The sequence below is a fragment of the Ferruginibacter sp. genome, from assembly GCF_028288465.1.
Taxonomy (GTDB): domain Bacteria; phylum Bacteroidota; class Bacteroidia; order Chitinophagales; family Chitinophagaceae; genus Ferruginibacter.
In genome coordinates this window covers 1-11,629 of the sequence record NZ_JAQBNR010000046.1, presented here as the reverse complement: position 1 = coordinate 11,629, position 11,629 = coordinate 1, and the positions used below count along the sequence as shown (strand labels likewise).

Genomic DNA, 11,629 nt, shown 5'->3' with positions numbered 1-11,629 from the left:
TCCCCTAAATTTGCAGCATGACAACAGAAAATTTGAAGGATATGAGAGACCGTGTGCTGGTCTTGAGGAGGTTTCTTTGACGTCGCTAACCGACAATATAAAATAGATAAAGACAAAGAACTTTCACTTTCGCCGGGGTTTTGGGATGACAATGCCCGTGCAACTTCCATTTTAAAAGAAACAAAAGTTAATGAGTATTGGGTAAACATGTACAACGATGTGGTACAGTTGACCGAAGACTTTGCCGTGCTGTTTGATTTTTGGAAAGAAGGAGAAGCTACCGAAGAAGAAGTAAAAGAAGCCTATACGAAAGCCAACACGGCCATTGACGAAGCCGAGTTTAAAAGTACATTGAACGAGCCAACTGACGCACTGCCGGCACTGTTGCAAATAAACAGTGGTGCGGGCGGTACCGAAAGCCAGGATTGGGCAGAAATGCTCGCCCGCATGTACCGTATGTACGGCGAAAAACAAGGCTGGACTGTGACAGAGCTGGATTGGCAATGGGGGGATGGCGCGGGGATTAAAACCTGCACGTTCCAGTTTGACGGTCCTTTTGCATATGGCTTTTTAAAAGCAGAAAGTGGTGTGCACCGCCTGGTGCGCATTAGTCCGTTTGACAGCAATGCCCGCCGGCATACCAGCTTTGCAAGTGTATATGTATATCCCCTTATAGACGACAGTATAGAAATAACGGTAAACCCGGCCGATGTGGAATGGGCATTTTTCAGAAGTGGTGGCAGCGGCGGACAGAACGTAAACAAAGTAGAAACAGCAGTGCGGTTAACACATAAGCCAAGTGGATTTATTGTTGAATGTCAGCAGGCCCGTACCCAGGGTGAAAACCGGGAAAAGGCGATGGCGATGTTAAAAAGCCGGTTGTACGAAGAAGAGATGCGCAAGCGGCAGGCGGCACTGGATGCCACCAATAGCAGCAAAAAGAAAATAGAGTGGGGCAGCCAGATACGTAGTTATGTTTTTCATCCCTATAAGATGATTAAAGACCATCGAACCGATTATGAAGTGGGTAATGTTGGGCCTGTGATGGATGGGGAACTGGATGGATTTATTAAAGCTTATCTGATGAGCGAAAAAGAAGTGGAAAGTTCATAGTTATTCATTCGCAAAGTGGGAGTACATAAAGCATTAAAATTTCCATGTTTTTCCCAATGCACTTATGTATTTGTTTTATCTTTCTTTTAGATATTTAAAAACCAGCATGAAAAAATACATCGCACTTATTACTATTACCGCTATTTTGTTGATATGCTGTCAGCAGCCTTCCAAAGAAAACGCAATTGCAAAACCTGGTGCAAAGGAAATCGTTGAACTGGCAGTAGACAGTGAACTGATGCGGGTAAGTGAACTTTCGCCTGCTGAATTAAAAGATGATTCGGTTTTTTCCGATGGAAGCGTTCCTGCAAGCTGGAAAACTGCCCGCGTTACCGATGTTAAAGGTTTGAAATTATTTATCAAACAATTACAACAATGGGTAATTACCAACGACAGGGAAATGCTGGCGTCCGCGGTTAAGTATCCTTTGGATGATGCTATTAAAACAAGGGAAAGCCTGATAGTAAATTTTGATGGCGTTTTTACAAAAGCCGTAAAATTATCTTTGGCCACTACAAATTTTAACCAGCTTTTCAGAAGTGAGCGGGGCGTTATGCTGGATGGTGGTAAAATATGGGTTGCTCAAAAAGGAGACAATTTCAAGATAATCAGCATTAATTATGAGGCTCAGAAATAACCCTCCTGTCGCACAGGCATTATCTTTGTTCGTTTATAACATGTCCCTTTTGAGATAATCAACGGCTGCTCACTATGTGAAAGAAACTCTTTTGCAACACTTCAACTTTGCAACACTCTTTAAAACACTAAAAAATTTATATGCAATACGGAGATTTTTTTTACCCGATGCCGTCAAATGAACCAGTTCTGAATTATGCACCCGGTTCTCCCGAAAAACTGGCCTTAAAAAAAGTATTGAAACAATTAAAGAGTGAAGTAGCAGATGTACCCCTTTACATTGGCGGTGAAGAAGTCCGGACAGGCAAAAAAACTTCTATACGCCCGCCGCATGAACATAAACACCTGCTTGGTAATTTTCATAATGGTGATGCCATTCATGTAAAAAAAGCGATTGATGCCGCATTAAATGCAAAAGAAAAATGGGCTGGTATGCCCTGGGAAAACAGGGCCAACATTTTTTTAAAAGCAGCCGACTTACTGGCCACAAAATACCGGGCGTTGATAGTGGCAACTACCATGCTGGGACAAAGTAAAAATCCTTACCAGGCAGAAATTGATGCGGCCTGCGAACTGATAGACTTTTTGCGTTTTAACGTTCATTTTTTAAGTGACATCTATCGCCAGCAACCCGTTAGTGGTGCAGGTATGAATAATAGGATGGAATATCGTCCGCTTGAAGGATTTGTACTGGCTGTTTCACCATTTAATTTTACTGCCATTGGGGGTAACCTGCCCACCAGTGCTGCCATGTGCGGTAACGTAGTGGTATGGAAACCGGCACATACACAGTTGTACAGCGCCCAGGTTTTTATGCGGATATTAAAAGAAGCTGGCTTACCTGATGGAGTAATCAATCTTGTAATTGTTGACGGACCAGTGTTAGGTGAAGTGTGCTTTGAGCATCCTGATTTTGCAGGTGTACACTTTACGGGCAGTACCGGAGTGTTCAATCATTTTTGGAAAACAATTGGAGCCAATATGGGCAAGTATAAATCTTATCCCCGCATAGTTGGTGAAACCGGCGGAAAGGATTTTGTTATTGCGCATAGTTCTGCAGACCCCGATGTTGTGGTAACTGCGCTTGCAAGAGGCGCTTTTGAATACCAGGGGCAAAAATGCAGTGCTGCTTCCCGGGCATACATTCCATCTAATATTGCAATTGAAGTGAAGAAAAAACTGGTGGCCATGTTAAAAACCATGAAGATGGGTTCAACAGAGGACTTTACTAATTTTATCAATGCAGTGATCGACGAAAAAAGTTTTGATAAGCTTGAGATGTATATCAAAGCAGCAAAGAAAAAAGGAAGCGGCGTAAAAGTAATCGCAGGCGGTAATTGTGATAAATCAAAAGGTTATTTTATAGAACCAACCGTGATAGAAACGACCGATCCAAAATATGTAACCATGTGTGAAGAATTGTTTGGGCCGGTGTTAACGTTATATGTGTATGATGAAAATAAATATGAAGAGACGCTGGCCCTGGTAGATTCCACGTCGCCCTATGCACTTACCGGAGCTATCATTGCACAGGACAGGTATGCGGTTGATTTAGCGGTTAATCGTTTACGCAATTGTGCAGGCAATTTTTATATCAATGATAAACCAACCGGCGCCGTAGTGGGTCAGCAACCATTTGGTGGGGCAAGGGGGAGTGGTACCAACGATAAGGCCGGCAGTATTCTAAATTTGTACCGGTGGTTGAGTGCACGAACAATTAAAGAAACCTTTGTACCAGTAACTGATTATAAATATCCTTTCATGCTGGAAAAATAAAAAGACGGATTATTTTAAAACGGGCCGCTTCTATAAAGGAAGCGGCTTTTTTGTGTAACGGCTTTAAACACATTGAGGAATCATTTCCTCATAAAACAATTTTAAAACAGAATTCATTTGCAAACAACCCTTTGTAAGTGATAATCTTTGAGTGGCATGTAATTTGGCTAAGTCGATTATTATTAATCAAAATCACAGAAAATGAAAAAGTTATTATTTGCATTAACCCTTTTACCGGGTTCATTATTGTTGAAGGCACAAGTCCATATCGAGCCTGGGATAAAAGGGGGGTTAAACGTGGCAACACTTAGTACAGGTTCTTCCAACTCTAATATAGATCCCCGCATATCTGCAAACCTGGGTGTATTGGCACACATTCATTTGTCACCAGAATTTGCAGTTCAGCCGGAATTACTTTTTTCCGGACAGGGTGCAAAGCAAACAATTTCAAACGTTGAATACAAGACCAACCTGAATTATCTGCAGTTGCCTATATTATTGCAGTACATGATAGGAACTGGCTTTAGAATTGAAACCGGTCCACAGTTTGGCGCATTGGTAAGCGCAAAACAAAAAGCGGGCAGTGTGAGTACTGATGTTAAAGATGGCTACAAAAAGTTGGATGCTGCCTGGGTATTCGGAGCAGGTTACTTAACAAGCAGTGGATTTGGTATCGATGCGAGATACAATCTCGGGTTGAGCAAAATCAATGATAACAATGCAGCCAAGGTGGCGAACCGCGTTTTTTCTGCTGGTATATTTTACCAGTTTAAAGCAATGCATCACCATTAATTTGGTGTGATGTTAATATGTGTAAAACTTATTATAATGCCAAGGGTTACCAAAATACTCTTTTTGTATTAAGCAGTAATATAACATGTATTAAGTACACTTCAGTTGACTAAATATGTCGCTGTAGTGTTTAACCAAACAAAACAAAATATGGCTAAGAAAGTAACCTTCACATTGTCTGCAGAAGTAGTAGGAGAAGCAACTTCAGGACTTTTAATGGGAGAATTTAACAACTGGAATTACAACGACGGCATCAGCTTAAAAAAGCAAAAAGATGGCTCTATGACAGCCACGGCTTCGCTTGAACCGGGTAAAAGATATGAGTACCGTTATTTATTAAATGACGGTCGTTGGGTAAATGATCACAGTGCAGATCATTACGTACATATTTCTGGTTTGCACGTAGATAATTGTGTAATAACTGTACCTGACGAAGCAAAAGAAGCTAAAAAAACTGCAGTGAAAGCTCCAAAAGAAAAGGCGGCTCCATCAGTTGAAAAGGCAAAAGTACCTGCAAAGAAAACTGCTCCTGCGAAGGACAAAAGTGTTGTAGTTAAAACAGCGGCTCCAAAAGCCAAAACAACAAAGGCAAAAGCAACAGATAACAAAGCCTGAGGGTAACGATAATTGTAAACTCGTGTGGGTTTAATAATTTATCTGTTGAACAATTTTATAATTTAAAGGTCCCTGTTTTACGGGGACTTTTTTTATAAGTCAATAACCAATAAATTCGCGCTATAATTTTTTATTTTGATAACGATCTTAGATAAACAACAATTACACCTTACTATCTTACGACTGTCCAACCAGTTAATGGAGAATCATCAGCATTTAAACGAACTGGTTTTTATTGGTTTGCAGCCACGTGGCGTGCAGGTAAGTAAAATGGTGGTGGATAATATACAACGCTTATACCCGGGAGAAAAAGTAGCCTATGGAATTTTAGACATTACTTTTTACCGTGATGATATCCGCCAGGAATTGCACGTTGCCAATAAAACAGAAATTCCCTTTTCAATTGAAGGAAAGAAAGTGATTTTGATTGATGATGTTTTGTATACCGGCAGAACTATCAGGGCGGCATTGGATGCTCTCCAGGATTTTGGCCGCCCGCAAAAGGTAGAACTTTGCGTTTTGGTTGACAGAAGATTCAACCGGGAATTGCCTATACAACCCGATTATTTTGGAAAAGCAATTGATACCGTTTTTTCTCAAAAGGTAAAAGTGGAGTGGGATAAAGAGCAGGTTATTCTGTATTAACAAACTCCCCATTGAAATTTCAGGATTTTTTTTCCAGTCTTCAACAAAATATTCAGCAAAATTTCTGCGTCTTACTTCCTGTAATTCAAACAAATCTATTAGCTTTGACGCTTAATGCAACTATCTACCAAACATCTATTGGGCATTAAAGACCTTACGCCAGAAGACATTTCTCTTATTTTATCCACTGCTGCACAGTTTAAAGAGGTTTTACAGAGACCGGTAAAAAAAGTTCCTTCCTTACGAGATATTACTATCGTAAATCTTTTTTACGAAAGCAGTACCCGCACAAGGATATCTTTTGAATTGGCAGAAAAAAGACTTAGTGCTGATACAATCAATTTTACTGCTTCTGGTTCGTCTGTATCAAAAGGAGAGACATTACTTGATACGGTAAATAATATTTTAAGTATGAAGGTGGATATGGTGGTAATGCGTCATAGCGCCAGCGGAGCCCCTCACTTTTTAGCCAAACATATACCAGCCGCCATCGTAAATGCCGGTGACGGAATCAATGAACATCCCACCCAGGCATTGCTGGATGCATTTTCTATTAGGGACAAGCTCGGAACACTGGAAGGAAAAAAAATTGTGCTGGTAGGCGACATTATGCATTCGCGGGTGGCGTTAAGCAATATTTATCTTTTAAAGAAAATGGGTGCAGAGGTAATGGTTGCCGGTCCTCCTACTTTAATACCAAAGTACATTGCAGAAGCATTAAAGGTTAAAGTAGAATACAACCTTAAAAAAGCACTGGCCTGGTGCGATGTTGCCAATGTGTTGCGTATACAACTGGAACGGCAAAACCAGGTATTGTTTTCTTCCCTTAGAGAATACAACCTGGCATATGGTGTCAGTAAAAAATTACTCGATCAGTTGCCAAAAGAAATTGTGATTATGCACCCTGGCCCGATTAACCGGGGCGTGGAAATTGACAGCGATGTAGCAGACAGTAAACAATCTATCATTTTGCAACAGGTAGAAAATGGCGTTGCTGTGAGAATGGCAGTATTGTATTTACTTTCACCCAAAAGCAGTGCTTTGATTAATTGATCTTTTATCCGGCTTAAAAGTATTTTTTATTTTAATTATCTTTCGCTAAAATTATACAGGCACATAATAGTTGACTGGCCTTTGCTGCCATAATAATCGGGCTGTCGTGTTAACCAATTGTCATTAAATAATTATTTTACCAAACTATGCAACGCATTTGTCTCTTCCCCGGAACCTTCGATCCTGTTACCCTGGGCCATATTGATATTATTAACCGGGCTATTCCTTTATTCGACAAAGTGATTGTGGGCATTGGCCGCAACGTGAACAAGGTGCCGATGTTTAGTGAGGAACAAAGATTGCAATGGGTAAAGGATATCTATAAAAATCAGTTGACGGTAGACGCAGTGGTTTATGATGGTTTAACAGTGAATTGCTGTAAGATGGTTGGGGCCAATTTTATCCTTAGGGGCATTCGCTATGTAAATGATTTTGAATACGAAAAAGCGATTGCCGATATGAACCGTAGCCTGGACGGGCACATTGAAACAGTTTTTCTTACCTGTCTTCCGCAGTTTACCTCGGTAGCCTCTACATTGGTACGGGATGTGTACAAAAATGGAGGAGATGTATCTCAATTTTTACCTGAAGAAGTCAATTCTACAATAGCAAAAAAATAAAAATGTTTCAAGCACCGAAAATTAAAACGATGGCTATCTGGTTTGATAAGTCGATCAAGTTTGAAGAATTATCTTCTGTTGCTCTTGGCTCTATGGAGACATTGCTGGGGCTTGAATTCACAGCCCTGGGAGATGATTATTTAAAGATGAAGATGCCGGTTGATGATCGTACCAAACAGCCTTATGGCCTTTTGCATGGCGGCGCCAGTTGTGTACTGGCTGAAACCGCAGGCAGCATGGCATCTTCCCTGGTAATTGATCCGGATAAATTTATTTGTGTGGGATTGGAGATAAATGCCAACCATGTAAGAAGTGCAAGACAGGGCTACGTTATTGCCACTGCCACTCCTTTACATCTTGGTACCAATACCCATGTGTGGGATATAAAAATTCATGACGAGGCGGAAAAACTGATCTGCATAAGCCGTCTTACCGTTGCCATATTAAAAAAGGCTTTTTAATATAGTTCTATTCGCTTGTCGTCCTTTTCTTTTTAGTTGGGATGCCAGACTTTAGCAACACGGATAAAATATCTTTAATTGAAGGATACGTGTTGTTAAGTTGCAGATCCATTTTGTTTGGATTGACCCATTCTATAGCGGTAATATCTTCTTCTGTTTGAGGTATCATTTTTTGTTTGGCGGAGCAGGTTACAAAATACCAATGCGTTGTTTTTAAAAAATGTTTTCCGTAAGCATTATACGTATGATAGGTTTCCCCGATTTTACTATGCAGTGTTAAATGCTTTAAGCCAGTTTCTTCTTCTATTTCCCTCAGGGCAGTTTTTTCAATGTGCTCGCCTGTTTCCACCTTTCCTTTTGGCAGATCCCATTTGGCAAGCCTGTAAATAAACAGCAATTGATTTTTATCATTTTGTACCACTCCTCCTGCGGCTTCAATAGGAGTAAAGTGTTTGAAAAACGCCTTTTTCAATTCTTCGAGGCTACTATGTAATAATACGCCTGCATGAAAATCAGGTTTCGTTATTTCATGCAATAAAGATTTAATGGCAGGCCCGGAAAACTCGTCTATAAAGATAGCATCCGGGTGATGCAGAATTTCCTTCAGCTCTTCGGTTAATTCATCACAAAGAAAAACGGGTTTATCATCAAAGTAAATTTTTATGTGCATATGTAAAATTTATTTCAGGGTGAAGGCTTTTACAGGAAGAAGCCGCATCTTTTTTCGTGATATTGCTGATACATTATTGCTTTGTTTTAATTTGCAGTATGACAAATGAAAAAGCCGTAGCAGAAAAGCTGTTACAAATTAATGCAATTAAGTTGAGTCCGCAACAACCCTTTAACTGGGCAAGTGGATGGAAAAGTCCGATTTACTGTGATAACCGCCGCGTTTTATCTTTTCCTTTTGTAAGAGATTTTATCAAAAGCGAAATGTGCAATGTGGTTTTTGAACAATTTCCCCAGGCAGAAATTCTTGCCGGAGTTGCTACCGCCGGAATTCCATGGGGAGCAATGGTTGCAGATCAGTTGAAATTACCATTCATATACGTGCGGCCCAAACCTAAAGAACACGGTCTTGGTAACCAGATTGAAGGCTTTTTTGAAAAAGGTAAAAAGGTATTGGTGATTGAAGACTTAATTTCTACCGGTAAAAGTAGCCTGGAAGTGGTGGAAGTGCTGCGCAAAGCGGAAGTGGAAGTGACTGGCATGGTAAGCATTTTCACCTACGGTTTTGATGTAGCAGCGAAAGCATTTGCAAACGCCGGAGTAGAATATCGTTCCCTGACCAATTACGGCAGCCTGATTGACCTTGCGGTTGAAAAGGGAATTGTGACGGCTGAACAGCAAAACACTTTGTTAAACTGGCGACAGGATCCGGCAAATTGGAAGCCAAATGAATAACTTTATAAAAACATCAGTATGAAAAAAATTAAGCTTACTCTATTGACGTTGCTTGGGTTTGCAACGGTAAGTTTTGCCCAGCAAAAAGCAGTTGAAAAAGTGGTGATAAAAACACCCACCGTGCAATGCGAACAATGCAAAGACCGGATAGAAAATTACCTTAAAAGAGAGCCGGGAATATCCGCGGTTAGAGTAGACTACAAAAAGAAAACGACTACTGTAACCTACCTGACTGACCGGAACAATATCGAACAAATTAAGACTGCAATTGCCAATGCGGGGTATGATGCGGATGATGTAACTGCTGATGAAGATGCATATAAAAAATTACCTAAATGTTGTAAGAAACCAGAGGGAATAATAAACGGTAAGAAAACAGAGCGCTAACAAAAGAATGTAGTATTTTTTACATAACCACCTTCGGGTGGTTTTTTTGTGCATTTAAAACGAAAATTGCTGCTTGCCTTCATAATTCACATTAAATGTTTTGAACACATTTAGCTTTCCAACCCTTATTGTTCCGACCACTTTTACCATCACTTCATTCGTTAAAAAAGTAGTTAGCCCATTCTTTAAGAGATTTTTCATATCTACATCTATACTTATAGGAATGGCAAATTCGGCTCTTTTTGGGATGGCCACCTGGCTTTGTTGAACCGTTTTTCCAAGGTAATTATTATTAATATAAACGTCCAGGTCCGTTCGGTTTAACTCCAGCCCAAAGTTGTTTGGGTTATAATAAATTAGGTCCATTTTCAAAGTAGTAGCCGCAAAGCCAACTTTCACAACCTCCAGGTTTTTGAAATCACGGTACTCCAATTCTTTCGGGGTAGAGCAGGAAACCAGCAAATTTGTCAGTAAGATAAAAATCAACAGGGTGGGGAGCTTTTTGCTTAACATCATAAAAGGGAAGTGTGAATTTTAGGGAAGGTAATACTATAAGCTAAAAATTAAAAATTAATTTATGTTAAAAGTCCTGCTAATAACGTTAGTTATTATATACTGACAGAATAGCAAAGAGTCCCAAAACTAATCCTAATTAAATTAGCTCACAATTTATAATTTAAATAATTAGCTATCATTTTGTTATGTATTTTATATAATAAATTAAATAAAATAAAATCTAGGTAAAATGTAAGAATTCAACCATTAATTTTTGTTAGATAGTAATCGTTAATTAATTTTATTAAATTACTCATAAAAGACTGATAATAAGGTTATAATAGTAGTTTATTGACATTTTGTTTTATGTAAGACATGAAAAGTCGATTTTTTCTAATACTCTTAACCTGAAAGAAGCTTAAAATGAGCTTTTTAATACGCGTATAATAATATGGGTTTAAAAATTAGTGTCATCGATTCCTGCGCATCGTAGGCTATTTTCTTATTTTGTTAAAAAGCAGACAGCAAGGATGCTAAAATGGCATATATAAATTTATGCAACTTTTGAATAATAATTTATGGCGAGGAATCTTTAAAACGATAAAGCATAGTTAGGTCCAGCGATTATTAGTAATGTGATATTTCTAAAAGTTTGCAGAGTTGGGAGCTCAAAAAAGTCATTTGCAACGTTTTTAAAAAAGTAATGTCTCCACTTTTTTTGTGAGGATTGGAAATGAAATCAGTTTGGGAATTTTACTCATTGCAAGTTTTCAAAAGCAGGCTACCAGGCCAAGCCAGAAAATTGTAGGTGTGTCACACAATGAATTTTTATTCATGGTTGTTGAAAACTGTAAGCGGACAATATTATGCAAATAAGGTATCTGTTGATAATACACATTAAATTCTCCGAATCAGCAATTTGTAAGCTAGAAACAACTAGAATATATTTTTATAACTTCAATATTAATCTTTACGAACTGCACCAAATTTTGAAATACCTGAATTGACCTAAAGAGGTTGGTAGGAAAATCGTCCGGGCAACAGTTGCTACGATACAGAACTTACCCGGTTATAATAAGTGGATTAAAATACCTGTTTTGCTCAACTTTAATTCTTGACAAAGTGCCCTTCCTTATACCCCCGAATCGTTGCCAAAAAAACTTCCTCAAGTTTATTTCCGGCTAAGTCCATGCTTTTTGTTAGTAAATCGCTGTGAAAAAGTATAAGAAAGGTGGAAGAAAAGTATCTCGTTTTCACTTCAAAAAATCGCGAATTTCTATAATCTCCAATTTGTAAAAAACTAAATTGTATTGCGGAAGCGTGCCAGATATGTAGGTCCTTCTCAAATAAATTAACCAATTAACAAAATAATAAGGAATCCCTGGCGTTTATAGAACAACCTCAGGTAATAACCGCTTGTGCTTGGTAAACAAGATGTTTTCTTTGGGGGTTACAGAACCAAATTAGGTTCGTAAACGAAGACCCGATTTCTATCGGGTCTTTTGTATTTGCAGCTATTTTTAACAGATTCCGCCAGATAATTATATTGAATAAACCGGGGTTAGGTAGTAATTCTTTTTTTAGGAGAAGCTGACTTTAATGCTTTCTTTGCCTTTGTTGTGGTATACTTTT

At 38.9% G+C, this 11,629-nt stretch carries 13 protein-coding genes; 11 read left to right on the top strand and 2 right to left on the bottom strand.

The window, feature by feature from the left end; translation table 11 throughout:
* The first annotated feature begins 17 nt into the window (after positions 1-17).
* From prfB to JWR61_RS17370, 9 genes are all read left to right on the top strand, one after another.
* A protein-coding gene (gene prfB, locus JWR61_RS17410; protein ID WP_290338249.1) for a peptide chain release factor 2 occupies positions 18-1,113 on the top strand; the annotation gives its coding sequence in 2 pieces (ribosomal slippage) (positions 18-77 and positions 79-1,113; 1,095 coding nt in all).
* A 106-nt stretch (positions 1,114-1,219) separates the two neighbouring features.
* Complete coding sequence (locus JWR61_RS17405; protein WP_301929021.1) at positions 1,220-1,750, top strand: hypothetical protein; 531 nt, start codon at positions 1,220-1,222, stop codon at positions 1,748-1,750.
* 140 nt (positions 1,751-1,890) lie between these two features.
* Positions 1,891-3,525 carry an L-glutamate gamma-semialdehyde dehydrogenase gene (gene pruA / locus JWR61_RS17400; protein WP_301929020.1) on the top strand — a complete coding sequence of 545 codons (1,635 nt, stop codon included), beginning with the start codon at positions 1,891-1,893 and terminating at the stop codon, positions 3,523-3,525.
* 201 nt (positions 3,526-3,726) lie between these two features.
* Positions 3,727-4,317: a porin family protein gene (locus JWR61_RS17395; RefSeq protein WP_301929019.1), complete on the top strand. Its 591-nt coding sequence runs from the start codon at positions 3,727-3,729 to the stop codon at positions 4,315-4,317.
* Positions 4,318-4,467: 150 nt separating this feature from the next.
* Positions 4,468-4,932 carry an isoamylase early set domain-containing protein gene (locus JWR61_RS17390; protein ID WP_301929018.1) on the top strand — a complete coding sequence of 155 codons (465 nt, stop codon included), beginning with the start codon at positions 4,468-4,470 and terminating at the stop codon, positions 4,930-4,932.
* Between the two features lie 135 nt (positions 4,933-5,067).
* Positions 5,068-5,577: a bifunctional pyr operon transcriptional regulator/uracil phosphoribosyltransferase PyrR gene (gene pyrR / locus JWR61_RS17385; protein WP_290338254.1), complete on the top strand. Its 510-nt coding sequence runs from the start codon at positions 5,068-5,070 to the stop codon at positions 5,575-5,577.
* Positions 5,578-5,691: 114 nt separating this feature from the next.
* Positions 5,692-6,630, top strand: coding sequence for an aspartate carbamoyltransferase catalytic subunit (locus JWR61_RS17380; protein WP_301929017.1), 939 nt, complete (start codon positions 5,692-5,694; stop codon positions 6,628-6,630).
* A gap of 146 nt (positions 6,631-6,776) precedes the next feature.
* On the top strand, positions 6,777-7,250 hold the full coding sequence (gene coaD / locus JWR61_RS17375; protein WP_301929016.1) for a pantetheine-phosphate adenylyltransferase: 474 nt from the start codon (positions 6,777-6,779) through the stop codon (positions 7,248-7,250).
* Between the two features lie 2 nt (positions 7,251-7,252).
* Positions 7,253-7,711: a hotdog fold thioesterase gene (locus JWR61_RS17370; protein WP_301929015.1), complete on the top strand. Its 459-nt coding sequence runs from the start codon at positions 7,253-7,255 to the stop codon at positions 7,709-7,711.
* Between the two features lie 7 nt (positions 7,712-7,718).
* On the opposite strand, the gene JWR61_RS17365 is transcribed toward JWR61_RS17370, so the two are convergent.
* Positions 7,719-8,381, bottom strand: coding sequence for an NUDIX hydrolase (locus tag JWR61_RS17365; RefSeq protein WP_301929014.1), 663 nt, complete (start codon positions 8,379-8,381; stop codon positions 7,719-7,721).
* Positions 8,382-8,479: 98 nt separating this feature from the next.
* Between JWR61_RS17365 and pyrE the strand changes: the two genes are divergently transcribed.
* Complete coding sequence (pyrE, locus tag JWR61_RS17360) at positions 8,480-9,115, top strand: orotate phosphoribosyltransferase (protein WP_301929013.1); 636 nt, start codon at positions 8,480-8,482, stop codon at positions 9,113-9,115.
* Positions 9,116-9,133: 18 nt separating this feature from the next.
* Positions 9,134-9,502, top strand: coding sequence for a heavy-metal-associated domain-containing protein (locus JWR61_RS17355; RefSeq protein ID WP_301929012.1), 369 nt, complete (start codon positions 9,134-9,136; stop codon positions 9,500-9,502).
* A 54-nt stretch (positions 9,503-9,556) separates the two neighbouring features.
* Here the strand turns inward: JWR61_RS17355 and JWR61_RS17350 are convergent, their stop codons facing one another.
* Positions 9,557-10,018, bottom strand: coding sequence for an LEA type 2 family protein (locus tag JWR61_RS17350; RefSeq protein WP_301929011.1), 462 nt, complete (start codon positions 10,016-10,018; stop codon positions 9,557-9,559).
* Positions 10,019-11,629 lie beyond the last annotated feature (1,611 nt).